General features: G+C 64.7%; 23 protein-coding genes. 5 read left to right on the top strand and 18 right to left on the bottom strand.

The window, feature by feature from the left end; genetic code table 11:
• Window positions 1-150: 150 nt before the first annotated feature.
• Window positions 151-2925 carry an aconitate hydratase AcnA gene (gene acnA, locus ATO9_RS15175; RefSeq protein WP_043750909.1) on the top strand — a complete coding sequence of 925 codons (2775 nt, stop codon included), beginning with the start codon at window positions 151-153 and terminating at the stop codon, window positions 2923-2925.
• Window positions 2926-3042: 117 nt separating this feature from the next.
• Here the strand turns inward: acnA and ATO9_RS15170 are convergent, their stop codons facing one another.
• From ATO9_RS15170 to ccmA, 5 genes are read right to left on the bottom strand one after another with little or no spacing between them, the layout of a single operon-like run.
• A complete protein-coding gene (locus tag ATO9_RS15170; protein ID WP_043750908.1) occupies window positions 3043-3582 on the bottom strand; it encodes a DsbE family thiol:disulfide interchange protein in 540 nt (179 codons plus the stop codon).
• Window positions 3575-3730, bottom strand: a complete 156-nt coding sequence (ccmD, locus tag ATO9_RS15165; protein WP_043750906.1) for a heme exporter protein CcmD — start codon at window positions 3728-3730, stop codon at window positions 3575-3577. The genes ATO9_RS15170 and ccmD overlap by 8 nt, the downstream gene beginning before the upstream one ends.
• A complete protein-coding gene (locus ATO9_RS15160; protein WP_043750904.1) occupies window positions 3727-4458 on the bottom strand; it encodes a heme ABC transporter permease in 732 nt (243 codons plus the stop codon). Before ATO9_RS15160 ends, ccmD begins: the two co-directional genes overlap by 4 nt.
• Before the next feature lie 41 nt (window positions 4459-4499).
• Window positions 4500-5156: a heme exporter protein CcmB gene (gene ccmB, locus ATO9_RS15155; protein ID WP_043750901.1), complete on the bottom strand. Its 657-nt coding sequence runs from the start codon at window positions 5154-5156 to the stop codon at window positions 4500-4502.
• Window positions 5153-5770, bottom strand: a complete 618-nt coding sequence (gene ccmA / locus ATO9_RS15150) for a heme ABC exporter ATP-binding protein CcmA (protein WP_043750900.1) — start codon at window positions 5768-5770, stop codon at window positions 5153-5155. Before ccmA ends, ccmB begins: the two co-directional genes overlap by 4 nt.
• Window positions 5771-5963: 193 nt before the next feature.
• Here ccmA and ATO9_RS15145 point away from each other — a divergent pair, with 193 nt between their 5' ends.
• The 4 genes from ATO9_RS15145 to ATO9_RS15130 all read left to right on the top strand — a co-directional run bounded on the left by ATO9_RS15145 (window position 5964) and on the right by ATO9_RS15130 (window position 13861).
• Window positions 5964-6926 carry a zinc-binding metallopeptidase family protein gene (locus ATO9_RS15145; RefSeq protein ID WP_043750898.1) on the top strand — a complete coding sequence of 321 codons (963 nt, stop codon included), beginning with the start codon at window positions 5964-5966 and terminating at the stop codon, window positions 6924-6926.
• A gap of 185 nt (window positions 6927-7111) precedes the next feature.
• A complete protein-coding gene (locus ATO9_RS15140; protein WP_043750897.1) occupies window positions 7112-10546 on the top strand; it encodes a transglutaminase family protein in 3435 nt (1144 codons plus the stop codon).
• Between the two features lie 17 nt (window positions 10547-10563).
• Window positions 10564-12975 (top strand): circularly permuted type 2 ATP-grasp protein, encoded by a 2412-nt coding sequence (locus tag ATO9_RS15135; protein WP_043750893.1) that lies wholly within the window; start codon window positions 10564-10566, stop codon window positions 12973-12975.
• A gap of 4 nt (window positions 12976-12979) precedes the next feature.
• A complete protein-coding gene (locus ATO9_RS15130; protein WP_043751076.1) occupies window positions 12980-13861 on the top strand; it encodes a transglutaminase family protein in 882 nt (293 codons plus the stop codon).
• Window positions 13862-13870: 9 nt separating this feature from the next.
• Here the strand turns inward: ATO9_RS15130 and kynU are convergent, their stop codons facing one another.
• The 13 genes from kynU to ATO9_RS15065 form a co-directional block, all read right to left on the bottom strand.
• On the bottom strand, window positions 13871-15058 hold the full coding sequence (kynU, locus tag ATO9_RS15125) for a kynureninase (protein ID WP_238318785.1): 1188 nt from the start codon (window positions 15056-15058) through the stop codon (window positions 13871-13873).
• Window positions 15059-15063: 5 nt separating this feature from the next.
• Window positions 15064-15900: a tryptophan 2,3-dioxygenase gene (locus ATO9_RS15120; protein ID WP_202902148.1), complete on the bottom strand. Its 837-nt coding sequence runs from the start codon at window positions 15898-15900 to the stop codon at window positions 15064-15066.
• 21 nt (window positions 15901-15921) lie between these two features.
• The gene (locus tag ATO9_RS15115) at window positions 15922-16158 is read right to left on the bottom strand and encodes an Lrp/AsnC ligand binding domain-containing protein (RefSeq protein WP_043750888.1); all 237 of its coding nucleotides are present in this window, start codon (window positions 16156-16158) and stop codon (window positions 15922-15924) included.
• 27 nt (window positions 16159-16185) lie between these two features.
• Window positions 16186-16584: a RidA family protein gene (locus tag ATO9_RS15110; RefSeq protein ID WP_043750887.1), complete on the bottom strand. Its 399-nt coding sequence runs from the start codon at window positions 16582-16584 to the stop codon at window positions 16186-16188.
• Window positions 16581-17000 carry an acyl-CoA thioesterase gene (locus ATO9_RS15105; protein WP_043750884.1) on the bottom strand — a complete coding sequence of 140 codons (420 nt, stop codon included), beginning with the start codon at window positions 16998-17000 and terminating at the stop codon, window positions 16581-16583. The genes ATO9_RS15110 and ATO9_RS15105 overlap by 4 nt, the downstream gene beginning before the upstream one ends.
• A 410-nt stretch (window positions 17001-17410) precedes the next feature.
• On the bottom strand, window positions 17411-18658 hold the full coding sequence (locus ATO9_RS15100) for a flavin-dependent oxidoreductase (protein ID WP_043750881.1): 1248 nt from the start codon (window positions 18656-18658) through the stop codon (window positions 17411-17413).
• A 4-nt stretch (window positions 18659-18662) separates the two neighbouring features.
• Entirely contained in the window at window positions 18663-19109 is a 447-nt protein-coding gene (locus ATO9_RS15095) for a cupin domain-containing protein (RefSeq protein ID WP_043750879.1), read from the bottom strand.
• A 22-nt stretch (window positions 19110-19131) separates the two neighbouring features.
• Window positions 19132-19818, bottom strand: coding sequence for an ABC transporter ATP-binding protein (locus ATO9_RS15090; protein ID WP_043750876.1), 687 nt, complete (start codon window positions 19816-19818; stop codon window positions 19132-19134).
• Window positions 19818-20567: an ABC transporter ATP-binding protein gene (locus ATO9_RS15085; protein WP_043750873.1), complete on the bottom strand. Its 750-nt coding sequence runs from the start codon at window positions 20565-20567 to the stop codon at window positions 19818-19820. The genes ATO9_RS15090 and ATO9_RS15085 overlap by 1 nt, the downstream gene beginning before the upstream one ends.
• Window positions 20564-21556: a branched-chain amino acid ABC transporter permease gene (locus ATO9_RS15080; RefSeq protein WP_043750870.1), complete on the bottom strand. Its 993-nt coding sequence runs from the start codon at window positions 21554-21556 to the stop codon at window positions 20564-20566. Before ATO9_RS15080 ends, ATO9_RS15085 begins: the two co-directional genes overlap by 4 nt.
• Window positions 21553-22470, bottom strand: a complete 918-nt coding sequence (locus tag ATO9_RS15075; RefSeq protein WP_043750867.1) for a branched-chain amino acid ABC transporter permease — start codon at window positions 22468-22470, stop codon at window positions 21553-21555. Before ATO9_RS15075 ends, ATO9_RS15080 begins: the two co-directional genes overlap by 4 nt.
• Window positions 22471-22499: 29 nt before the next feature.
• Entirely contained in the window at window positions 22500-23687 is a 1188-nt protein-coding gene (locus tag ATO9_RS15070; protein WP_081979598.1) for an ABC transporter substrate-binding protein, read from the bottom strand.
• A gap of 120 nt (window positions 23688-23807) precedes the next feature.
• On the bottom strand, window positions 23808-24632 hold the full coding sequence (locus ATO9_RS15065) for an alpha/beta hydrolase (protein WP_043750865.1): 825 nt from the start codon (window positions 24630-24632) through the stop codon (window positions 23808-23810).
• Between the last annotated feature and the right edge of the window lie 27 nt (window positions 24633-24659).

Genomic DNA, 24659 nt, shown 5'->3' with positions numbered 1-24659 from the left:
TTGAGAACGCCTGCAACACTTGTCGTGAGCGGGTCGGGGTTTATGTATACAATAGTACACATTTACAGCTGCGCCCTCTTGATCCATTCTTCGCAATGGGGCATTAGCGGGCCAGCTATACCCCGCTTTCCATATTGAAAGGGAGCCACCATGCCCATCACAGTCGGTCAGGACACCTCCAAGACGCGCAAGACGCTCTCGGTCGGGTCTTCCAGCATTGCCTATTATTCCATCCCTGCCGCGGAAGCCGCGGGCCTGGGTGAATTCTCCAAGCTTCCTGCCGCTCTCAAGGTGGTCCTGGAAAACATGCTTCGCTTCGAAGACGGCAAGACCGTGTCGGTCGACGACATCAAGGCCTTCTCGGACTGGGGCAAGAGCGGCGGCAAGAACCCCGTCGAAATCGCCTACCGCCCGGCCCGCGTGCTGATGCAGGACTTCACCGGCGTTCCCGCCGTGGTCGACCTTGCCGCCATGCGTGACGGCATCAAGGGTCTGGGCGGCGACGTCCAGAAGATCAACCCGCTGAACCCCGTCGACCTGGTGATCGACCATTCGGTCATGATCGACGAATTCGGCAACCCGCGCGCCTTCCAGATGAACGTGGACCGCGAATACGAGCGCAACATGGAGCGCTACCAGTTCCTGAAATGGGGCCAGGGCGCGTTTGAAAACTTCCGCGTCGTTCCCCCGGGGACCGGCATCTGCCACCAGGTGAACCTGGAATACCTGGCCAAGGCCGTCTGGACCGACAAGGACCAGAACGGTGAACTGGTCGCCTACCCCGACACGCTGGTCGGCACCGACAGCCACACCACCATGGTCAACGGCCTGGCCGTTCTGGGCTGGGGCGTCGGCGGGATCGAGGCCGAAGCCGCCATGCTGGGTCAGCCGATCTCCATGCTGATCCCCGAAGTCGTCGGCTTCAAACTGACCGGCAAGATGGTCGAAGGCACCACCGGCACCGACCTCGTCCTGAAGGTCGTGGAAATGCTCCGTGAAAAGGGCGTTGTCGGCAAATTCGTCGAATTCTACGGCGAAGGCCTGGACAGCCTGCCGCTGGCCGACCGCGCGACGATCGCCAACATGGCCCCGGAATACGGCGCCACCTGCGGCTTCTTCCCGATCGACGACGAAACCCTGCGCTACCTGCGCAACACCGGCCGTGACGACGACACCGTCGCCCTGGTCGAAGCCTATGCCAAGGAAAACGGGTTCTGGCGCAGCGCGGATTACGATCCGATCTACACCGACACCCTGTCGCTGGACATGGGCACCATCGTGCCCGCCATCTCCGGCCCGAAACGTCCGCAGGACTATATCGCGCTGGACAAGGCATCGACCGAATTCGCCAAGTTCATCAAAGGCCTGCGCGACGGCAAGGATGCAACCCCGGCCGCCGAAGGCCGCTGGGAAGCCGAGGGCGGTGCCCCCGAACCCCGCGACATCCCGGGCGACGAAGGCAACCACAAGAAGGGTTGGTACAAGGACAAGGATGCCGCGCATCAGCTGCATGACGGCTCCATCGTGATCGCCTCGATCACCTCCTGCACCAACACGTCGAACCCCTACGTGATGATCGGCGCGGGCCTCGTTGCTCGCAAGGCACGTGAACTGGGCCTTAACCGCAAGCCCTGGGTGAAAACCTCGCTGGCGCCCGGTTCGCAGGTCGTGTCGCACTACCTGGAAGCTGCAGGCCTGCAGGAAGACCTCGACGCGGTTGGGTTCAACCTGGTCGGCTATGGCTGCACCACCTGTATCGGCAACTCCGGCCCGCTGGCCGAGCCGATCTCGAAGGCGATCAACGATTACGACCTGGTGGCAACCTCGGTCCTGTCGGGCAACCGGAACTTCGAAGGCCGGATCAGCCCCGATGTCCGCGCCAACTACTTGGCCTCCCCGCCGCTGGTCGTGGCCTACGCGCTGGTCGGCGACATGAACGTCGACATCGCCAACGATCCGATCGGTCAGGACAAGAACGGCAACGACGTCTACCTGAAAGACATCTGGCCGTCGCAGGCCGAGATCGCCGAACTGGTGGAAAAGACCGTCACCAAGGAAGCCTTCCAGTCCAAGTATGCCGACGTCTTCAAGGGCGACGAGAAATGGCAGGAGGTCGACACGACCGACAGCGAAACCTACGACTGGCCGGCCGCGTCGACCTATGTCCAGAACCCGCCCTACTTCCAGGGCATGTCCAAGACCCCCGGCACGATCTCGAACATCGAGGGAGCCAAGGTCCTGGCCATCCTGGGTGACATGGTCACCACCGACCACATCTCTCCGGCCGGGTCCTTCAAGGACACCACCCCGGCGGGCAAGTACCTGACCGATCACCAGGTTCCGGTGCGCGAGTTCAACTCCTACGGCTCGCGTCGCGGCAACCACGAGGTCATGATGCGCGGCACCTTCGCCAACATCCGCATCAAGAACGAGATGCTGGACGGCGTCGAGGGCGGCTATACCAAGGGCCCCGATGGCGAACAGACCTCGATCTACGACGCCGCCATGGCCTACCAGGAGGCCGGCACCCCGCTGGTCATCTTCGGTGGTGAACAATACGGCGCCGGCTCCTCGCGTGACTGGGCAGCAAAGGGCACGGCCCTGCTGGGCGTCAAGGCGGTCATCGCCGAGAACTTCGAACGTATCCACCGTTCCAACCTGGTTGGCATGGGCGTGATCCCGTTCGAATTCACCGGCGGCGACACCCGCAAGACCCTGGGTCTGAAGGGAGATGAAACCGTCGCGATCTCGGGCCTCGACACGATCAAGCCGCTGCAGGAAGTGCCCTGCACGATCACCTATGGTGACGGCTCCTCGAAAGAGATCATGATCAAGTGCCGGATCGATACCGCGATCGAGATCGAGTACATCGAACACGGCGGCGTGCTGCATTACGTGCTGCGCGACCTGGCGAAAGCCTCCTGATCCAGCCGGATCGACGAACAGGAAAGGCCGGTGCATCGCACCGGCCTTTTTCTTTGGGATCAACAGCTTGAAGAAAAGACGGCACCTTTTGCGACAAGCGGCGCGGTCAGACCCGGATCACTCGCCGCGCGCCTCGGCCAGGGCGGGTCCCAGCGTGTTCTCGATCACCCGCTGGGTCACCGGCCCGGCAAAGCGCAGCACGATATTGCCGTCGCCGTCGATCACGTAGGTTTCCGGCACGCCGTAAAGCCCCCAGTTCAACGCCATCCGCCCCTGTGGGTCGGCCCCGACGGCGGCGTAGGGGTTGCCCAGTTCCTCGAGGAAACCAAGCGCCTTGTCCGGCGCGTCCTTGTAGTTCACGCCGTAGACGGCCAGGCCATCCTCGGCCAGCGCTTCGAGATTGGGGTGTTCGACCCGGCAGGGCGCACACCAGGACGCCCAGAAGTTCACCAGCTTCACCTCGCCATCGCGCAGCGTCGCGTCGTCGAAGCCCGGCAGATCGCCAAGCGCCGACAACTCGACCGCCGGGGCCTCCTTGCCCGCCAGGGCCGAGGGCAACTGGTCCGGATCGTCCCGTTGCAGCCCGATATAGAAGGCTGCGGCCAGACCGGCGAAAATCGCCGGCGGCAGGATCATCAGCGGAGACACCTTAGCCATTCTTCACCCTATCCTCGACGTCCTTCAGGGATTTCGCAACGCGGCGCGAGCGCCACAGGCTGTACCAGATCAGCGCGATCAGCAGGGCCAGGGACAATCCGTAGGAGCTCAGCACCGCGCCGGCATATTTTCCAAGTTCCGGCATCATGACATTCTCTCCCGGATCAGCAGCGCCCGCATCCGGCGCGCCCGGATTTCCGTCCGGGTGCGCAGCAGAACCAGCGCCAGGAACAGCAGGATGAACCCGCCAATGGACACCAGCAGCGGGAAATAGAACACGTCCGCGACGTTTTCTTCCTTGTCGAGGCTCAGCGATGCGCCCTGGTGCAGACCCTGGTTCCAGAAATTCACCGCATAGCGCGACAGCACCGCGAAGACCGATCCGACGATGCACAGCACGCTGGTCAGGTCGGCGGCGGTGTCGTCATTCTCGATCGCGGACCATAGCGCGATATAGCCCAGGTAGAACAGGAACAGGATCAGGAACGAGGTCAGCCGCGGGTCCCAGGCCCACCAGGTGCCCCACATCGGCTGCCCCCAGATCGCGCCCGTCAGCAACGCGATGATCGTCATGACCGCGCCCACCGGGGCCGCCGCCCGCGCCGCCAGAGCCGATACATGGTGCCGCCGGATCAGCCAGACCAGCGAGGCCACCAGCATCATCAGCCAGGCATTGATCGCCATCAGCGCGCTTGGCACGTGCAGGTAGATGATCTTGACCGTCGATCCCTGGCGGTAATCGTCCGGGGTGAAGAAGAACCCCCAGATCAGCCCGGCGACCAGCCCGATTGCGGCCAGCACCGACACGAACGGCAGAACCTTGTCCACCGTCTCGATGAATTTCTTCGGATTGGCATATTCCCAGATCGAGCTCATGTGCCCTCTCTATCCCCCCTGATCCACACGGACCATTCACATTACCGCAGGTTCATTCTCAATACCGCGGCACTTGCAAAGGGCAAGAGTGCCACGGAAAACAGTGTGATCGCGCCCAGCAGGAACAGTGGCGTGTCGACCTCCAGCCCCTCTGCCCCGCGCCGCGCGACCTCAGCGCCGAAAATCAGCGTCGGCACGTAAAGCGGCAGCACCAGCAAGGACAGCAACAGGCCGCCCCGCTTGATCCCGACCGTCAACGCAGCGCCGAACGTCCCGATGACCGACAGCGCCGGCGTGCCGATCAGCAGCGACAGGACCAGCCAGAGGAACCCGGCCTCCGGCAGCGACAGCAGCACGGCGAGGACCGGCGCCGCCACGACCAGCGGCAGACCGGTCGTGATCCAGTGGGCCAGCGCCTTGACGGTCACGATGCCTTCCATCGGCAGCGGCGCGCTGGCCAGCAGGTCCAGCGACCCGTCCTCGCGGTCGAGCGCAAAGATACGGTCCAGCGACAGCAAACAGGCCAGCAGCGCGCCGATCCACAGGATGCCCGGGGCAATCCGCGACAGCAGTGTGGTCTCCGGCCCGACGGCAAAGGGCACCAGAACGACGACGATCAGGAAGAATGCCAGGCCCAACCCGAAGCCGCCACCGGCGCGCACGGCCAGCCGGATATCCCGGATCAGCAGCGCGATCACAGGAAGGCCTCGTCGAAGGTCCGCGTCACCTGCGCCCTTGCACGGAAGGGCGTGACATCCACCACGCGCACGTCCAGTCCCATGTCGATATGCGAGGCCATGACGGCGATGCCCCCGCCCTCGAGATGTCGGCGCACGGCGCCCGCGAACAACTCGACCGAGGCCTTGTCGAGCGACACGGTCGGTTCGTCCAGCAGCCAGATGGGGCGGCCCGTGACCATCAGGCGCGCCAGTCCAAGCCGCCGTTTCTGGCCCGCCGAGAGGCTGCCCGCAGGCCGGTCCGCAAGCGCCTGCAGGTCGAAGCCGTCCAGCGCCGGGGCAATATCCTTGCCGCCATGCACGCGGGCCCAGAAATCCAGGTTTTCGCGCACGCTCAGCACCGCCTTTATGCCGTCCGCATGTCCCGCATAGGTGATGGCCTCGCTGTCGGGGACGACGATCTTGCCGCCATGGGGCGGCTGCAACCCGGCCAGCGTGCGCAAGAGCGTCGTCTTGCCCGACCCGTTCGGCCCGGTCAGCACCAAGGCCTCCCCCGCCTCCACGGAGAAGTTCACCCCTTCCAGCACCGGCACGCCCCCGCGGGACACGCCCAGATCCACCACCATCAATCTCATGGCGTCGGGCTACCCGATTTCGACTGCCACGAAAAGCGCCATGAGACCGCACCCCTGCATTGCCCGACCGCGCCCTTTCGCGCCACCGCAGCACCGGGAAGAGTTGACAAAACCCGACGACGATGGGAACCCCGACCCAACCGCCCGAGTTCGCCACGACACGACCGGACAGGACGGGACAAAGGATCACGACATGCAAATCTTCCAATGCCCGGCCTGCGCCGCCCCGGTCTATTTCCACAACCTCGCCTGCGGTTGCGGCACCGCTGTCGCCTTCGATCCCGAAGCGCAGCGGATGCAATCGGGGGGGCAATTCTGCGCCAACCGGGACGAGATCGGCTGCAACTGGCTGGCTGAAACGGACGGTCTGTGCCGGTCCTGCGCGATGACGGAAACCGTTCCGGATCTGGCAGAGCCGGACAATCACCCTCTCTGGACCCGGAGCGAGCTGGCGAAACGCTGGGTGATCGCCAACCTGGGCCGCTGGGGCTGGTTCAATCACGCCGATACGGGCGCGCGCCCCGTTTTCCGGATGTTGTCGGAACAGACCCTGACCGGCGAAACCAACGTCACGATGGGCCATGCGGATGGCCTGATCACCATTAACGTGTCAGAGGCCAGCGATCCCGTCCTCGCCAAGCGGCAGGAAGAGCTGGGAGAGCTCTATCGCACCATGACCGGCCATATGCGCCACGAGATCGCGCATTTCCTGTTCCTGCGCCTTGCCGAGTCCGTTGGGTTCACGAACGAGTTCCGCGCCCTTTTCGGTGACGAACGGGCGGATTACGGCGCCGCGTTGGATGCGCATTACAAGGCACCGCGCCCGGCGGGCCATGACCACATCACCAGCTATGCCACCGCCCACCCGCATGAGGACTGGGCCGAAACCATCGCGCACCTGCTGCACCTTGTGGACCTGGCCGACAGCGCCGATGCGGCCGGGCTGAGCCTGCACGGCGACAGGCCACAAGGCTACGACGCCTATGCCGACACGAAGACGGGCGACCTCGTGACCCGGGCCGTCGCGATCTCGATCTCGGTCAACCACGTGAACCGGGCGCTTGATCTGCCGGATGTCTACCCGTTCATCCTGCCCGACGGCGTGCGGCGCAAGTTCGCCTTCGCCCATGCCCACCTGATGCTGAACCGGCCTTAGTCGGCCCCGTAGCGCGGCATTGCTGAAAATCGCGGCAAGGTGACGCCCAAACGAAAAGGTTGCTTCGCAGCGATGGCGACGTCCATTAACTCTGTTATGGGTATGGGTACTCTTATCACGGACCCGCAGGCCGACGCGTCCACCCTCACGCATCCGCGGCCAAATCCGAAGGACCGAGCACAGACATGGCGATCCACGCAAGCATCTATCACCTGACGCATTACAAGTACGACCGGCCGGTGACGCTGAGCCCGCAGATTATCCGCCTCAGGCCCGCACCGCACAGCCGCACCCGCGTGATATCGCATTCGCTCAAGGTCAGCCCTGGCGGGCATTTCGTGAATCACCAGCAGGACCCCTACGGCAACTGGCTGGCCCGCTTCGTTTTTCCCGAACCCGTGCGCGAATTCAAGATCGAGGTCGACCTCGTCGCGGACATGACCGTGTACAACCCGTTCGACTTCTTCGTCGATGAAACCGCGGAGACCTGGCCCTTCGACTACCCGGCGGAACTGACCGAAGATCTGTCGATCTACCGCAAGCCCGAACATCCGACGCCCAAGCTGGCTGCTCTGCTGGACACGATAGAGCGCAGCGAGGCACGCACCGTCGATTTCCTGGTGGAGCTCAACCGCAAGGTCTCGGACATCGTGGAATACACGATCCGGATGGAACCGGGCGTGCAGACGCCGGAGGAAACGCTGACCATCGGCTCCGGCTCCTGCCGCGACAGTTCATGGCTGCTGGTGCAATTGCTGCGCAACCTCGGCTTTGCCGCGCGCTTCGTGTCGGGCTACCTGATCCAGCTGAAGCCGGATCTTGAGGCGCTGGACGGCCCCTCGGGCACCGATCACGACTTCACCGACCTGCATGCCTGGTGCGAGGTCTACCTGCCGGGCGCCGGCTGGATCGGCTTCGACCCGACCTCGGGGCTGATGACCGGCGAAAGCCATATCCCGCTGGCCGCAACGCCGCATTACCAGAATGCCGCGCCGATTGCCGGGGGCTTCACCGCCGCGGGCGCGCCCAAGGTCGATTTCGAATTTGACATGCAGATCAAGCGGGTGGCCGAACACCCCCGGATCACGAAGCCCTTCTCGGACGAGGCCTGGGACCGGCTGAACGCGCTTGGCCGCCATGTAGACGAACGGCTGGAAAAGGGCGATGTGCGCCTGACCATGGGCGGCGAGCCGACCTTCGTCTCGATCGACGACTTCGAGTCGGGCGAATGGAACACCGATGCCGTCGGCCCGCAGAAACGTGGCCTGGCCGATACGCTGATCCGACGGCTTCAGCAGCGTTTCGCGCCCGGCGGGTTCCTGCATTACGGCCAGGGCAAATGGTATCCGGGCGAAAGCCTGCCGCGCTGGACCTTCTCGCTGTACTGGCGCAACGACCAGCAGCCGGTCTGGAAGAACCCCGACCTGATTGCCCGCGAAACCGATGACAGCAAGGCCACCGCCGAACAGGCCGGTGAGTTCATGGGCCGCTTCGCAGAGGCGCTTGGCCTCGACGCGGACTATGCCCAGCCGGCCTTCGAGGATCCGGCCGAGTGGATCCTGAAGGAAGCAAACCTTCCCACCAACGTCACGCCCGAGAACTCCAAGCTGAAGAACCCCGAGGACCGCGCCCGCTATGCCCGCGTCTTCAACCGTGGGCTGGACGAGGCCGCGGGCTACGTGCTGCCGATCCAGCGCTGGCAGGGCAAGGCGTCGAAATGGCAATCGGAGCTGTGGAAACCCCGGCGCGGCAAGCTGTTCCTGGTGCCCGGCGACAGCCCCGTCGGCTTCCGCCTTCCGCTTGGGTCGCTGCCGCATATCCCGCCGGCGCATTACCCCTATTCCTACCCCGCCGACACGTCCGAGGTGCGCGGCCCCCTGCCCGATTTCCATGCCGAGGTCGCCGAACGCCGCCGCCTCGTCCAGGAGGAACTGGACCGCATCGCCGCGGAGGAAGAGGCAGAGCGCAAGCGCCTGATGCCCGAGGAAACCGAGGGCCACAAGCAACCCTCACGCGCGGTCGGGCAGGATGACACCGAACGCCAGACCATCGTGCCGCAGGACGGGTCCGGCGAAGGCACCGATCCGTCCATCGGCGCGGTCCGCACGGCCATCGCGATGGAACCGCGCGACGGACGCCTGTGCCTGTTCATGCCGCCCTGCGACCGGCTGGAGGACTACCTCGAATTGATCGCCGCCGCCGAGGAAACCGCAGAGGCGCTTGGCCTGCCGATCCACATCGAAGGCTATTCGCCGCCATCCGATCCGCGTCTCAACGTGATCCGCGTGGCCCCCGATCCCGGCGTGATCGAGGTTAACATCCACCCCGCCCACAGCTGGGAGGATTGCGTCGCCACGACCGAGGCAATCTACGAGGAAGCCCGTCAGTCGCGCCTTGGGGCGGACAAGTTCATGATCGACGGCCGCCACACCGGCACGGGCGGCGGCAACCACGTCGTCGTCGGCGGGGCCACCACGAACGACAGCCCCTTCCTGCGCCGTCCGGACCTGCTGAAATCGCTGATCCTGATCTGGCAGCGGCATCCCTGCCTGTCCTACCTGTTCTCCGGCCTCTTCATCGGCCCGACCAGCCAGGCCCCCCGGATCGACGAGGCCCGTCACGACACGCTCTACGAGCTGGAAATCGCGCTCAGCCAGATCAACGCGCCGGATGCGGGCAATGTACCGCCGCCCTGGCTGGTCGACCGGCTGTTGCGCAACATGCTGACCGATGTCACCGGCAACACGCATCGCGCCGAGATCTGCATCGACAAGCTTTTCTCGCCCGACGGGCCCACGGGCCGCCTGGGCCTGGTGGAATTCCGCGGTTTCGAGATGCCCCCCGATCCGCGCATGTCCCTGGCGCAGCAGGTGTTGCTGCGCGCCATCATCGCCCGCTGCTGGGAAGCCCCGGTGACGGGCAAGCCGGTCCGCTGGGGCACCGTCCTGCATGACCGCTTCATGCTGCCCCATTACCTGTGGGAAGACCTGCTGGACCTGCTGCGCGACCTGCGCGATCACGGCTATGACCTCGATCCCGTCTGGTTCGAGGCGCAGTCGGAATTCCGCTTCCCCTTCTGCGGCCAGATCGAGGCCGAGGGCGTCCACCTCGAGGTTCGCCAGGCGCTGGAACCCTGGCACGTGCTGGGCGAGATGGGCGCAATCGGCGGCACCGTCCGCTACACCGACAGTTCCGTGGAACGGATGCAGATCAAGCTGACAACGCTGCACCAGGACCGTTACCGCGTCATGTGCAACCGTCGCCCCGTGCCGATGACCCGCACCCAGGCCTCGGGCGTGTCCGTGGCCGGTGTGCGGTTCAAGGCATGGCAACCGGCCGAGGCACTGCACCCGACGCTTCCGGTCAATGCGCCCCTGGTCTTCGACATCTACGATGACTGGACCGGCCGGGCGCTGGCAGGCTGTACCTACCACGTGGCCCATCCCGGCGGGCGCAACTACGACACCTTCCCGGTCAACGGCTACGAGGCCGAGGCCCGCCGCCTCGCCCGTTTCGAACCGCATGGTCATACCACGGCCGCTTACCGGCCCGAACCCGAAACCCCACATCCCGAATTCCCGATGACGCTTGACCTGCGCCGCCCGACAGGGCTGGGATGACCCGCAAAGGGGAGGTTATGGACCAACGGACAGATTCCGGCGCGGCAAGCCCTATCCTGAAGGGCTATGAGCCGACGCAAGGCGTCGCGGACGAACTATTCGACCGCGATGGCAGCTTGCGGCCGGTCTGGCGGCCCTTCATCGACACGCTGTCTCGCCTGTCGGTCGACGACCTGACCGACAAGTTCGAGCGCGGCAAGCAATACCTGCGCGACGCGGGCGTCTATTACCGGCAATATTCCGAGGACCCGTTGGAGGAACGCGAATGGCCGCTCAGCCCCATTCCGGTCCTGCTGCACGAAAAGGAATGGGCGCAGATCTGCGACGGTCTCAGCCAGCGGGCCGACCTGCTAGAGGCCGTGATGGCGGATCTGTACGGTCTCGCACGGTTGCTGGGCGAAGGCCACCTCCCCGCCTCGCTGATCGCCGAGAACCCCGGCTGGGCGCGGCAGATGGTGGGCGTTCCGCCCCGTGGCGGCCAGTACCTGCATTTCCTGTCCTTCGAGATCGGGCGCTCTCCGGATGGCAGCTGGCTGGTCCTGGGCGACCGGACGCAGGCGCCCTCGGGTGCCGGCTTCGCGCTGGAAAACCGGATGGCGATGCGCCGCATCTTCCCCGAGGATTTTCCCCGCGCCTATACGCACCGCATGGCCGGTTTCTTCGAAAACTTCCGTGACGCGTTGGAGGGGCTGTCCTCCTTCGGGCGTGACCGGCCACACCAGATCGGCCTGCTGACGCCAGGCCGGGCAAACGACACCTTCTACGAACACCTCTTCATCGCCCGCTACCTCGGCATGCTACTACTGGAGGGCGAGGATATCATCGTCCAGAACGGCGAGGCGATGGTCCGCACGATCGAAGGCCCGGTCCCGCTGGGCCTGCTGTGGCGGCGCATCGACACCAGCTTTGCCGACCCGCTGGAATTCGATCCCGACAGCCAGATCGGCGTGCCCGGGCTGATGGATGCGGTCCGCATGGGCAACCTGGCGATGGTCAACGCTCTCGGCTCCGGCGTGCTGGAGGCGCGGGCGATGATGGCCTTCCTGCCCAAGATCAGCCGCGTCATCACCGGCGAACCGCTGAAGCTGCCCAATATCGCGACCTGGTGGTGCGGCGATGACAGCGCCCGCAGCTACGTTTCGGACAATGCCGACCGGATGATGGTCGCCCCGGCCCTGTCGCGCGACCTGCCCTTCGACAGCAATTCTGAAACCGTGCGCGGTGCGGAGCCGGAACTGGCGCACCTGCTTGCGGATCCCGCCCCCGACCTCGTCGGGCAGGAGGCGGTGACCCTCTCGACCACGCCCAACTGGCGCGAAACACCTGACGGGCCGCGCCTCGTGCCCTGCCCGATGACCGTGCGCGTCTTTGCCGCCCGCACCCCGCGGGGCTGGACCTTCATGCAGGGCGGATATGCCCGCATCGGTCCCGAGGGTGATCCGACCGCGCTTGGCATGCAACGTGGGGGCTCTGTCGCGGATGTGCTGATCGTGTCGGACAAACGCGTGCCCGAACCTGCCGGCCCGCCGCCGACCACCGGCCCCGGCGATGGTCGCCGCGTCCGGACCGAGGCCGGCGCCCTGCCCTCGCGCGCCGCCGACAACCTCTATTGGCTGGGCCGCTACATCGTCCGCTTCGAAGACGCCGCGCGGCTGCTGCGCGCCTATCACCTGCGTCTGGCCACAACCGACACGCCAGAGGATCCGATCCTCGCGCTGATCAGCAACTTCCTGGATCCCGTCGGGATCGACACCGGTCAGCCGATCCCGGACGGCCTGATCCAGCGCCTGCTCTGGGCCCATGGCTGCGCCGCGAAGATCCGCGACCGGTTCTCCACCGATGGCTGGTTCGCCCTGAACGACCTGGTGAAGACGGCGCGCCAGATGACCCAAACCGCGCGCCCCGGCGACGATGCGGCCCGCGCGATGAGCGTGCTGCTGCGCAAGACCGCCGGGTTCTCGGGGGTGGTGACAGAAAACATGTACCGCTTCTCCGGCTGGCGCTTCCTGTCACTTGGGCGCGGGCTGGAACGCGCCGACACGCTGGCCGCCGTGCTGGAAACCTTCGCCGATGCCAAGGCCCCCGAAAGCGCGCTCGACGTCGCGCTCGAGGTCGCCGACAGCGCCATGGCGCATCGCCGCCGCTACGCGTTGGAGGCGACGCGCGAAACCGTGGTCGACCTGCTGGCCCATGATGCGGGCAACCCGCGCTCCCTGCTGTTCCAGGTCCGCGAGGCCGAAATGCTGGCCGAAGGTCTGCCCAATGCCCGCACTGCCGACCGGCCCAATGCGATCATCCGCGAATTGCTGCCCTTGCGCACCCAGCTGGAAATCGGCACACCCGCAGACCTCACGACCAAGGCGCTGGAGGAGGTCCGCGCGACGATTGCCAATGCCTCCAACCGGCTGGCCAACGCGCACCTGCGATAAGATCATGCTTTACGACGTCACCCTGCGGATCGACTACACCTACTCCCACCCGAGGGATCAGACCCGCAACCTGTTGCGTCTTCTGCCGATCGACATCCCGAACTTACAGCGTATACCTGAATGGAAGCTGGCGCTGACGCCCCTGCCCTCGGAACGCTACGGCTTCGTCGATTTCTTCGGAAACAACGTCACTTCCGCCGCCTGGCACAGCCCCATCGAAGAGGTGAAGATCAGCCTCAGCTTCCGCGCCGAACGTCTGACCGAACCCGCCCGCTTCATGATGTCCCCGGATATCGACCAACTGGGCCACGTGCTGGCCAGCCTGCGGGACGCGACGCCCCTGTCGCCACTGCATTTCACCACGCCGACGCGCCGCGCGCCCATCGAAACGGTGATGACCAACTTCGCCCACGATCACTTGGCGCCCGGCCTGTCGGCCCTGGACGCCGTGCAGGCCATCGGCCGCGCGATCTATACCGAAATGACCTATTCCTCGGACGCGACCGACGTGGATACCGAGGCGCTGGATGCCTTCGAGAAACGCGCAGGCGTCTGCCAGGACTTCGCACATATCATGATCGCCTGCCTCCGCGGCGTCGGTATTCCCGCTGGCTATGTCTCGGGCTTCCTGCGCACCTTCCCGCCGCCCGGCAAGGAAAAACTCGTCGGTGTCGATGCCATGCACGCCTGGGTCCGCGCCTGGGTCGGGCCCGAGGTCGGCTGGGTCGAGTTCGACCCCACCAACAACCAGTTCGCGGGCACGGATTACATCACGATCGGCTACGGACGTGATTACGACGACATCGCCCCGGTACGCGGGACGATGCGGGGTGTCGGCCGGCAATCCAGCCGTCAAAGCGTGGATGTCCAGCCGGTCGAGGCCTGAACCGCGCGCTCAGGTCACTCGGCTGCGGGTCTGGTATTCCTCGCGGTCCCAGGCCTTGGTGTTCAGGATATCGGCAAGGATATCAACAGCCTGCACTACGTCACCCTCGTCGATGTAAAGCGGTGTGAAACCAAAGCGCATGATGTTGGGCGCCCGGAAATCCCCGATCACGCCGCGCGCGATCAGCGCCTGCATCGCCGCGTAGCCATGTTCGAAGGCGAACGACACCTGGCTGCCCCGCTGCGCCGCGTCCCGCGGACTGGCCAGGGTCAACTCCGGGCACTTGGCCTCGACCTCGGCGATGAACAGATCGCAGAGCCTCACGGACGCGGCCCGCAGGTCGCCCATGTCGACGCCGTCCCAGGCCTCCAGCGCCATTTCCAGCGCCGACATCTGCAACACCGGCGGCGTGCCGACGCGCATCCGTTCGATCCCGCCCGCCGGGCGGTAGGATTGCTCGAAGGCAAAGGGCGCATCATGGCCCATCCACCCGGCCAGCGCCGGGGCGATGCCATCGGTCAGATCGGGCCGCACATAGATAAAGGCCGGCGCGCCCGGTCCGCCATTGAGGTACTTGTAGGTACAGCCCACGGCGAATTCGCAATTCGACCCTTCCAGGTCCAACTCGACCGCGCCGGCGCTATGGGCCAGGTCCCAGATCATCACGGCGCCGACCGAATGTGCCTTGGCGGTGATCGCCGCCATGTCATGCATCCGCCCGGATCGGTAATCCACCTGGGTGATCATCACCGCCGCGACCTCTTCGGTGATGGCATCCGCCACCTCTTCGGGCGCCACGACGCGCAGTTCGTGCCGCTTGTCGAGGTGCCGGATCAGCCCCTCTGCCATGTAGAGGTCGGTGGGGAAGTTGCCGTTATCAGAAAGCACGACCTTGCGGTCGGGCCGCATCTCCAGTGCCGCGGACACCGCCTGGTAGACTTTCAGCGACAGCGTGTCGCCCATCACGACCGACCCTTCGGGCGCACCGATCAGCCTGGCCACGCGGTTGCCGACGCGGGTCGGCTGCTCCATCCAGCGATCGACATTCCAGCCCTTGATCAGGTTCTGGCCCCACTGGTCCTCGACCACGCCCTGAAGGCCCGACTTGACCGACAGGGGCAGCGGCCCCAGCGAGTTGCCGTCCAGGTAAATCACGCCCTCCGGCAGATCGAACCGGTCCTTCACCGGCAGGCTCACCTTGCTCACAATTGCCCCCGCATTTTCCAGAGTTCGGGAAAAAGTTCGACTTCCAGCATCTTGCGCAGATAGGCGACACCGCTGGTGCCGCCGGTGCCGCGCTTGAACCCGATGATCCGTTCGACCGTGGTGACATGGTTGAACCGCCACCGGCGGAAGTAATCCTCGAGGTCCACCAGCTTTTCCGCCAGTTCGTATAGCGACCAATGCCCTTCCGGGTCCTGGTAGATCCGCGCCCAGGCATCCATCACCTGCTGATCCGCCTGGTGCGGCGCATCCAGCCTGTAGATGGCCGGGTCGAAGGTCTCGCCCAGCTCTGCCGCCAACGCATCCAGCGCCACGTGATACAGCGATTTCTGCGACAATTCCCGCTCCAGCATAGCGTAGAGCTCTGGCCGGTGCTCGTGTACCCGCATCATCGCCTTGTTGCGGTTGCCCAGGACATATTCGATCAGCCGGTACTGGTGCGACTGAAACCCCGAGGACGCCCCCAGATCATCGCGGAACCGCGTGTATTCGCTGGGCGTCATCGTGCGCAGCACGTCCCAGGCGCTGTTCAGCTGGTCATAGATCCGCGCCACCCGCGTCAGCATCTTGAACGTGGACGAAAAATTGCCCGCCGCCAGGTTGCGCCGCGCCGCGTCCAGTTCGAACAGCGCCAGCCGCATCCAAAGCTCGGATGTCTGGTGCTGGATGATGAACAGCATCTCGTCATGGGCGTCGCTCAGGCGTTTCTGCGATCCCAGGATCGGGTCGAGCGACAGGTAGTCGATATAGCTCATATCGTCCGAAAAAGAGGTCTTGGCCCCTTCCTGGGACGGATCATAGGCGGACATGGGCAGGCCTCCGGCCGAACGGGTGGATCAGAACGCGTTGAAGGTCATCGTCGTCAGGGTCCGGGTGATGCCCGGCACCTTGAAGATCGAGTCGCTGAGAAAGAAACCGATATCCTTGTCCGAGGGGATGTACAGCTTCACCAGCAGGTCGAATTCGCCACTGGTGGAATACAGCTCGGAATGAAGCTCCATCAGCGCGATCTCGTCGGCAACCTCGTAGGTCTTGCCGGGATGGCACTGAATCTGAACGAAAACGCATTTCATGACATGCTCCTGATCTCTTGCCGGCGATTACGCGGGCAGCACCGCGGTCGCCTCGATTTCCACCTTGGCCTCGTCCTCGACCAACTCGCTGACCACGACCATGGTCATGGCCGGGAAATGGTAGCCCAGAACGCTCCGGTAGGCGCGCCCGACCTCGGCCTGGTGTGCCACGTATTCCTTCTTCGAGGTCACGTACCACGTCAACCGTGTGATATCTTCGGCCTTGCCCCCGGCAGCGGTGACCACGTCCAGGATATTCTGCAACGCCTGGGTCATTTGCCCAATGAAATCATGCGCTTCAAAGACCTGATCCGCATTCCAGCCGATCTGGCCGCCCACGAAAAGAACACGCCCCTCCGCCAGGACGCCGTTGGCATAGCCCTTGGCGGGTTTCCAGCCTTCGGGGTGAATGATCATCGTGCTCATGAATGGACCTCCAGGAATGTCTCTAGTTTTTGTCGGATTGCTTCGGGCCAGCGGCGCGACGTCATCCGGTCGAGATCGACCATGACAAGCGTCCCCCTTGCCGTCAGCCTTGCTTCGTCGCCGCAATAGGCACGAAGGACGTAAGCCGCGCTCGCCCCGCCGATCTTCTCGAAGACCAGGACCCAGTCCAGGTCGTCACCAAGACGCGAAGGCGCGTGGAACTCCGCTTCGATCTTGCCGGTGGGAATGCCGACCCGGTCAACGGAATGCATCTGGTGGAAACTCCACCCGATCGCCGTGTCGAAGAACGTCTCGACCACCGCGTTGATCATCTCGAAATACCGGGGATAGAAGACGATACCGGCCGGGTCGCAATGCTGAAACATGACCGGCGATCGATGCGAAAATCCTGCCATCTCCGGTCCTTTCCCCTGCCTGCCTCACCGCGATGATCCACGGCTGGCCATGATGAAAATCGCTCCGGATCAGTCCGGTACGCAAGGTCAGTTTCCGGGACAGCCCCGACAACTTCAAGTCTAAAATTTCACACTTGAAGCTTTTGCAGGTCGTGTCCGATCCTGTTCGCACGCCCCTCTTTCATCTGGCCGAAAAATATCCCGGGGGTGCGGGGGCAGAGCCCCCGCCCTGGCGACGCCAAAGGCGGCGCAAGGCCTGCCCTGTCTTCACATCCCAACGGGTGTTTGGGGGCGCTGCCCCCGCCGCCCTGCGGGCGACTCCCCCGGAGTATTTCCGGCAAGATGAAGAGGATCAGGTCCCAAAGGCCCGTTGTGTCCCGCGCCACTCCGGGCGGCGCGGGACAACAGGGTCAGGAAGCGCGGCGCGCCACCGTGACCTTGGAAAAGCCAGCCATGTTGGCATAGCCGCCGACGATGGCCTTGCGGTCGTCGTGGCTCAGGACCTGATCGATGGACTTGAAGCCGGCGGGCGCCAGTTTCTCGACCTCGTCGATGACCCGTTCCGGCCCGCCGACGCGGTTGGTGCGCACGACCTCTGCCGTCTTGGGCAGGCGGTCCTTCTCGTAGGTCCAGAGCGCGGCGCGCGGATGTTCGGATTTCTGCAGCGCATCGGCCAGGCTGCGCGCATCCAGGATCGCCTGGGACGCGCCGTTCGACCCGACCGGGTACATCGGATGCGCCGCATCGCCCAGCAGCGTCACGCGCCCGAAGGTCCAGCGGGGCAGCGGATCGCGGTCGGCCATGGGATATTCGAAGATCGTCTGGGTCTTCTTGACCAGACCGCCGATATCCATGCCCGGCACGTGGAAGCGCAACGCATGCGGCAGCACGTCTGCCAGCGCCACCTGGCGCGACCAGTTATCCGGCGGCGGGGTCGAAATCTCGGGATCCTTGATGCGGATGTTCACCACCCAGTTCATCAGCTGCTTGCCCTTGTGGGCCGGCGCGATCGGATAGAGCACGAACTTGCCCCCCAGTCCGCCACCAATCGCCATGCTTTCCCCGTCTTCCCAGACCGACCATTCCGCGGCGCCGCGCCACATTACGACGCCCTGCCAGGAGGGCGGGCCCTCGTTCGGGTAGAAGACGCGGCGCCCGGCGGAATGGATCCCGTCGGCGCAAATCAGCACCTCGCCCCGGTCGCTCTGACCGGCACCGCCTTCGATGGCATCGGTGAAATGCGCCGTCACCCCGGCCTCGTCCTGCACGAAGCCTGCCAGCCGGCGGCCCGTGCGGATCGCATCCGCTCCCAGGCGGTCGACCACCGCGTCGTAGATGACCTTTTGCAACCGTCCGCGATGGATCGAGAATTGCGGCACGTCATGGCCTGCATGCATGCCGCGCAACTCGGTCCAGACCTCCTGCCCCTGCTTGGTCAGGTAGGACAGTTTCCGGGTGCGCACGCCGACCTTGTCCAGCGCCTCCAGCAGGCCCAGATCGGCCAGTTCCCGGATCGCATGGGGCAGCACGTTGATGCCTACACCGACCTCGCGCACCTCGCGTGCCGCTTCATAGATCTGCACCGGGATGCCCCGGGCATGCAGCATCAAAGCCGTGGTCAGCCCGCCGATCCCCGCGCCTGCTATCAGGACCTTCATCGGATCACTCCTCCTCGGGCGGCAGGAAATCCACCTCGTGCTTGGCCGAGATCGCGACGACATCCGCCGGGTTCGGTTCGGGGCCGAGGTTGTGCAGCGCCCAGAACAGATCATAGAGCCGGCGGGTCGGCGCGACCCAGAACAGGCACTTGATCGTGGTGTCGGTCTTGTTGAAGATCCCGTGCGGGATGCCCATCGGCAGGCGGATCGTGTCGCCCGGCTCCGCATAGGTTTCCACGCCGTTCAGCAGCAGGTCGAACCGGCCCTCAAGGACATAGATGAACTCGTCCTGGGTGGGGTGGATATGCGGCGGCACGAAGGTCCCCTTGGGCAGGGTGGCGTGCCAGGCCATGGAGTTTTCCGATTTCAGCTTGGGCACATAGGTCTGACCCAGAATGTTCCAGCTGATCTCTTCCATCCCGGAATTGGATTTCGTGACACCAGGTATCATGCGGCGGCTCCTTGTTGATGGCTCAGACATGCAGGAAACGGTCCTTCACATCCGGTGTGGCCAGAATTTGTTCGGTCGTGCCGGTCCAGACGACACGGCCCTTTTCGATGACGACGTGACGGTCGGCGAACTTGGTCAGCGCATCGACGTTCTTGTCGATGACAAGGATTGCCTCGCCTTCGGATTTCAGGCGTTCCAGGCAGGCCCAGATATCGGCGCGGATCAGCGGCGCGAGGCCTTCCGTCGCCTCGTCCAGAACGACCAGCTTGGGGTTGGTCATCAGCGCCCGACCGATGGCCAGCATCTGCTGTTCGCCGCCCGACAGCTGGTTGCCCATGTTGCGGCGGCGTTCCTCGAGACGCGGGAACAGCTCGTAGATGCGCTGCAGCGTCCATTTGCCGGGCCGGGCGGTGGCGCGCAGGTTTTCCTCGACGTTGAGCGTGGGAAAGACCTGTCGGCCTTCGGGCACGTAGCCCAGCCCCGCCAGCGCGATCCGGTGCGGATCGGCGCCGGTCAGGTTCTGACCGTTGATCTTGACGCTGCCCGCCCGCGGTTTCACCAGGCCGAAGATCGACTTGACCGTCGTCGTCTTGCCCATGCCGTTGCGCCCCAGCAGGGTGACGACCTCGCCCTCTTTCACGCGGAAATCGATCCCGAAGAGGATCTGGCTGTCGCCATAGGCGCTTTCCAATCCGGCAACATCCAGCATCAGGCCACCTCCTCTTCGCCCAGATAGGCGGCGCGCACGGCCGGGTCGGAGCGGACATCCTCGGGTTTGCCGGTCGCGATCAGCTTGCCGTAGACCAGCACCGACACCCGGTCGGCCAGGGCAAAGACCGCGTCCATGTCATGTTCGATCAGGACCATGGTGAACCGGCCCTTGAAGGTCTGGAGGCGGGACACGAAGGCCTCTGCATCCTCGCCGCCGACCCCGGCCAGCGGTTCGTCCAGCAACAGCACCTTGGGATCGGTCGCCAACGCGATGGCCAGTTCCAGCCGGCGATGTTCGCCGTGGCTCAACGACTTGGCCAGCACCTCGGCGCGGTCGTCCAGCCCGGCTTCGGCCAGGGCCGACATCGCGGCCTCGTTCAGCTCGGCCTCGCCGGCGACATTGCCGAAGAAGCGAAAGCTCGACCCGCGGCGCGCCTGAACGGCCAGCGCCACGTTTTCCAGCGCTGTGAAGCCCGGCAGGATCGAGGTGATCTGGAAGGACCGCGCCAGGCCCAGCTTGACCCGTTCGGGCATCGACAGGTGGGTGATGTCCCGGTCGCCGATGCTGACACTGCCCGCATCCGATGCCAGCTGGCCCGACAATTGCGAGATCAGCGTTGTCTTCCCGGCGCCGTTCGGCCCGATGATCGCGTGCACCTCTCCGGGTTCGACCCGCAGCGACACGTCATCCGTGACCTTCAGCGCGCCGAAGCTCTTGCTCAGGTTCTTGACGTCCAGGCCGGTCATTGGCGTGTCCTCACGATGCCCATACGTTCCAGTACCCCGGTGATCCCGCGCGGCGAGAACAGCACCATCAGCACCAGGAAGATGCCGAACCACAGGCGCCAATGTTCCGACAGCGCGCCCAGCCATTCCTCCAGCAGCAGCGCGGCCACCGCCCCGCCGATGGGGCCGGTCAGCGTGCCCACGCCGCCCAGAACGACCATCACGATCAGTTCGCCCGACCGGTGCCAGGACATGAAGGCCGGCGACACGAACTGCGCCTGGTTGGCCAGCAGGACCCCGGCGACCGACGTGATGCAGCCCGAGATGATGAAGGCCGTCAGCTGGTAGCGGAAGGGCGAATAGCCGATCGCCTCCATCCGGGTCGGGTTCTCGCGGATGCCGGTCAGCACCCGGCCAAAACGCGACATGACGATCCGGTGGCACAGCACGAACATCGCGATCAGCAGTGCCAGCGTGACGTAGTAGAGGCCGAAATCGCTTTGCAGGATGTCGATGCCCATCAGGGTCGACCGTTCGGACAGGCCATACCCGTCATCCCCGCCATAGGCCGACAGCGAAATGAAGAAGAAGAACGCCATCTGACCGAAGGCCAGCGTGATCATGATGAAGTAGACGCCCTGCGTGCGTAGCGAAATCGCCCCGGTAATCAGCGCGAAGACCGCCGACAGGGTGATCCCGAACAGCAATTGCAGGCCCAGATCGTTGATCCCGTAGCTCGACAGGATCGCCACCGCGTAGGAGCCGAAGCCCAGATAGGCCGCATGCCCGAAGGACACCATCGCGCCGTAGCCCAGGATCAGGTCCAGCGCCAAAGCGGCAATCGCATATGCCAGGATCCGGGTGCCGATCAGCACGTAGAACGGGTCGTCCAGCGCCGAGGCCAGCGGCGGCATCAGCGCGAACAGGATGAAAAGGATGATCGCGGCCTTGACCCGGCCCGCCATTCTCGGCGCGGCCCGGCCCGGCGCGGTTGCGGTCAGATCGCTCATGCGCGCCTCCCGAACAGACCTGCGGGTTTTGCAAACAGGATGACGGCCATCAGGATGTAGACCAGCATCGGCCCCAGCACGCGACCCACCTGCCCCGCCGCAGCCGGGTCCAGGATTTGCCGCAGCCAGATCGGCCCGAAGACGCCACCGACCGTGTCGACGATGGCGACCAGCAGGGCGCCCAGGAAGGCCCCCTTGATCGATCCGATGCCGCCGATGACGACGACCACGAAGGTCAGGATCAGAACGCTCTCGCCCATGCCTGTATCCACCGACAGGATCGGCGCGACCAGCGCACCGGCCAGGCAGGCCAGCACGGCGCCCAGGGTAAAGACGACGGAAAACAGCCGGTTGATATCGACGCCGAGCGCGGAAACGGTCGACCGGTTGGTCGCCCCGGCGCGCAGCAGCATACCGACACGGGTGTAGTTGACCAGAACGAACAGCCCCACGGCCACGGCCAGCCCCGCCACGATCACCGCGATCCGGTAGACCGGGTATTTCAGCGGGCCCATCAATGGCACGGCACCGGACAGGATCTCGGGCATCGGCACCGAAAGCGGCGAGGTGCCCCAGATCATCTTGACCGCTTCACTGGCTATCATCACCAGCCCGAAGGTGGCCAGCACCTGGTCGAGGTGAGAGCGCGCATATAATCGTCGCATCACCACGAATTCCAACACCATCCCCACCAGGACGGCGGCTGGCAGCATCAGCAGGAGGCCCCACCAGAAATTGCCGGTCGCCGCCGCAAAGGTGGCGATCAGGTAGGCGCCCACCATGTAGAGGACGCCATGGGCGAGGTTGATCACGTCCATGATCCCGAACACCAGGGTCAAGCCCGCCGCGATCAGGAACAACAGCACCCCGAGCTGCACTCCGTTGAGTAGTTGGAGCACGAAGAGGTTCATCATGGCCGCAATCTCCCTCGCCTAGTCCGCGATTACATTTCGCACTGATCGGCGTAGTTATCGGCGTAATCGTCGAAGATCTTCTCGACGATCGAGGTGCCGAAATAGCCGTCTTCGCGCTTCACCGCCTCGACCAGGTAGAAGTCCTGGATCGGGAAGTTGTTCGGCCCGAACGAGAAATCGCCGCGCGGGCTGTCGAAATCGGCTTCCTTGATCGCGGCCATCAGGGCGGCGCGGTCGGTCAGGTCGCCGCCGACCTTGCGCACGGCGCTGTCGATCAGCTGGGCCGCGTCATAGGCCTGCATCGCGTAGGTGCCGGGCACGTGCTCGTACTTGGCGATGTATTCGGTCACGAAGGTCTCGTTGGCCTCGTTCTCCATGTCCGGGGCCCAGTTCGCACCGCCCAGCAGGCCAAGCGCCGCGTCCTGCGTTGCCGGCAGCGTGGTTTCGTCCACGGTGAAGGCCGACAGGAACGGGATCGAGGTCAGGCCGGCCTGGCTGTATTGCTTCACCAGGTTCACGCCCATGCCGCCCGGCATGAAGGTAAAGACCGCATCGGGCTGGAAGGCCGCGATCTGCGCCAGCTCGGACGAGAAGTCCAGCTGCCCCAGCTCGGTGTAGATCTCACCGGCGGTGCCGCCCGTGTAGGAATGCTTGAAGCCCGCCTGGCTGTCCTTGCCCGCCTGGTAGTTCGGCGTCATCAGGAACACGTTCTGGTAGCCCTGGTTCTCGGCATAGGCGCCCATGACCTCGTGGATCTGGTCGTTCTGGTAGGACGTCACGAAGAAGTTCGGCGTGCAGCCTTCGCCCGCCAGGGTCGAGGTCCCCGCATTGGTCGAGATCAGGACCGTCCCGGTCGAGGTGACCGGCTGGTGGATCGCCATCAGGATGTTGGAGAAGATCGGGCCGACGACGAAATCAACCTCGTCACGCTGCACCAGTTCGCGCGCCTTGTCGGCGGCCAGGTCGGGGCGGCCTTCGTCATCGACGACGATGATCTCGGTTTCCATGCCGCCGATTTCGCCGATCTTCTCGGCAAACAGCATGAAGCCGTCACGCGCCTGTTCACCCAGGGCGGCCGGCGGGCCGGAAAGGGTGTAGACGAGGCCGATCTTCAGCACGTCGTCGCTGGCACCGGCAGGCACGTCCTGTGCCATGGCGGACCCGGCCAGGCCCATGGCCAGCACGGTCGAGGTAAGCAGTTTGGTCTTGTGGGTCATTGGAAACTCCCTTGTTGAGGTCTTTCGCGGCTTCGCCGTCTTTTTGTTTGGCTGTATCGCACCGCGGACCCGATCATTGAGCGGCGTAACGCGGTAGGAATGCAAGTTTTTTCCCCGATGTCAGGTGACCGGATCCAGGGCAGCCCGGACCAGGTTGGACCCCGGATCGCCCAGCCCGTCGATCACGTTAAAATGGTGGCGGTCCGGTTCGACCACCTCCAGCGTCGTGGCCCCCAGACCATGCCAGATATTCGCCAAGAGCGCGTTCTGGCGCAGGAATTCCTGACGTTCGGTGCCACCGACCCACGCCGTCAGGCGCACACCCGGCAGCGGGCGCTTCAGCGCCGGGCTGTTGGCCTCCGCGCTCTTTATGTCCAGCTTCAGCAACTCGTTGCGGGTGGTTTTCAGCATCGGACGCAGATCGTGCAGCCCGGAAATCGACACGACATGCGCCAGTCGTCCCCGCACGGCTTCGGGCAACGGGCTGTCTTCGCACATCATCGCGGTGACAAGGTGGCCGCCCGCGGAATGGCCCGACAGCACGATCGGCCCGTCGACCTCTCCGGCGGCATGGGTGATCGCCTGCCCGACCTGCGCCGTGATCTCGGCGATGCTGACAGCCGGGCACAGATCGTAGGACGGCATGGCCACCGCCCAGCCCCTGGCCAGTGGTCCCGCCGCCAGGTGCGACCAATAGGACTTGTCCAGCCCAACCCAGTATCCGCCATGCACGAAGACGAACAATCCGCGCGGCGTTCCCTCGGGCATGAACAGGTCATAGGCGTGCCGGTCACCCTTTCCGTAAGAGATGTCGAGACGGGCCTTCGCAGCGGCGCGAAAAGAGGCAGACGGCTCCACCCAGGCGGCCGGATAATTGCCACCACCCGGAATGTTGCGCCCATTCTCATAGGCATCATCCCAATCGGTCACGTCGTGGGTGATCACGTCAGACTCCCTTGTTTTATTACGTCT

The organism is Pseudooceanicola atlanticus, assembly GCF_000768315.1.
GTDB lineage: Bacteria > Pseudomonadota > Alphaproteobacteria > Rhodobacterales > Rhodobacteraceae > Pseudooceanicola > Pseudooceanicola atlanticus.
The sequence above is the reverse complement of the archived record's forward strand: the minus strand, read 5'-3'. Positions and strand labels throughout refer to the sequence as shown.

Excerpts from the sequence above, each read along its gene's own strand:
- ATO9_RS15085 (WP_043750873.1), bottom strand. The coding sequence starts at position 20,567 with ATGACCGGCCTGGACGTCAAGAACCTGAGCAAGAGCTTCGGCGCGCTG.
- ATO9_RS15140 (WP_043750897.1), top strand. The coding sequence starts at position 7,112 with ATGGCGATCCACGCAAGCATCTATCACCTGACGCATTACAAGTACGAC.
- ATO9_RS15105 (WP_043750884.1), bottom strand. The coding sequence starts at position 17,000 with ATGGCAGGATTTTCGCATCGATCGCCGGTCATGTTTCAGCATTGCGAC.
- ATO9_RS15070 (WP_081979598.1), bottom strand. The coding sequence starts at position 23,687 with ATGACCCACAAGACCAAACTGCTTACCTCGACCGTGCTGGCCATGGGC.
- ATO9_RS15095 (WP_043750879.1), bottom strand. The coding sequence starts at position 19,109 with ATGATACCTGGTGTCACGAAATCCAATTCCGGGATGGAAGAGATCAGC.
- ATO9_RS15145 (WP_043750898.1), top strand. The coding sequence starts at position 5,964 with ATGCAAATCTTCCAATGCCCGGCCTGCGCCGCCCCGGTCTATTTCCAC.
- ATO9_RS15130 (WP_043751076.1), top strand. The coding sequence starts at position 12,980 with ATGCTTTACGACGTCACCCTGCGGATCGACTACACCTACTCCCACCCG.
- ATO9_RS15170 (WP_043750908.1), bottom strand. The coding sequence starts at position 3,582 with ATGGCTAAGGTGTCTCCGCTGATGATCCTGCCGCCGGCGATTTTCGCC.
- ATO9_RS15075 (WP_043750867.1), bottom strand. The coding sequence starts at position 22,470 with ATGATGAACCTCTTCGTGCTCCAACTACTCAACGGAGTGCAGCTCGGG.
- ATO9_RS15090 (WP_043750876.1), bottom strand. The coding sequence starts at position 19,818 with ATGCTGGATGTTGCCGGATTGGAAAGCGCCTATGGCGACAGCCAGATC.
- ATO9_RS15080 (WP_043750870.1), bottom strand. The coding sequence starts at position 21,556 with ATGAGCGATCTGACCGCAACCGCGCCGGGCCGGGCCGCGCCGAGAATG.
- ATO9_RS15115 (WP_043750888.1), bottom strand. The coding sequence starts at position 16,158 with ATGAAATGCGTTTTCGTTCAGATTCAGTGCCATCCCGGCAAGACCTAC.
- ccmA (WP_043750900.1), bottom strand. The coding sequence starts at position 5,770 with ATGAGATTGATGGTGGTGGATCTGGGCGTGTCCCGCGGGGGCGTGCCG.
- ATO9_RS15135 (WP_043750893.1), top strand. The coding sequence starts at position 10,564 with ATGGACCAACGGACAGATTCCGGCGCGGCAAGCCCTATCCTGAAGGGC.
- ccmD (WP_043750906.1), bottom strand. The coding sequence starts at position 3,730 with ATGATGCCGGAACTTGGAAAATATGCCGGCGCGGTGCTGAGCTCCTAC.
- ATO9_RS15100 (WP_043750881.1), bottom strand. The coding sequence starts at position 18,658 with ATGAAGGTCCTGATAGCAGGCGCGGGGATCGGCGGGCTGACCACGGCT.
- acnA (WP_043750909.1), top strand. The coding sequence starts at position 151 with ATGCCCATCACAGTCGGTCAGGACACCTCCAAGACGCGCAAGACGCTC.
- ATO9_RS15160 (WP_043750904.1), bottom strand. The coding sequence starts at position 4,458 with ATGAGCTCGATCTGGGAATATGCCAATCCGAAGAAATTCATCGAGACG.
- ATO9_RS15110 (WP_043750887.1), bottom strand. The coding sequence starts at position 16,584 with ATGAGCACGATGATCATTCACCCCGAAGGCTGGAAACCCGCCAAGGGC.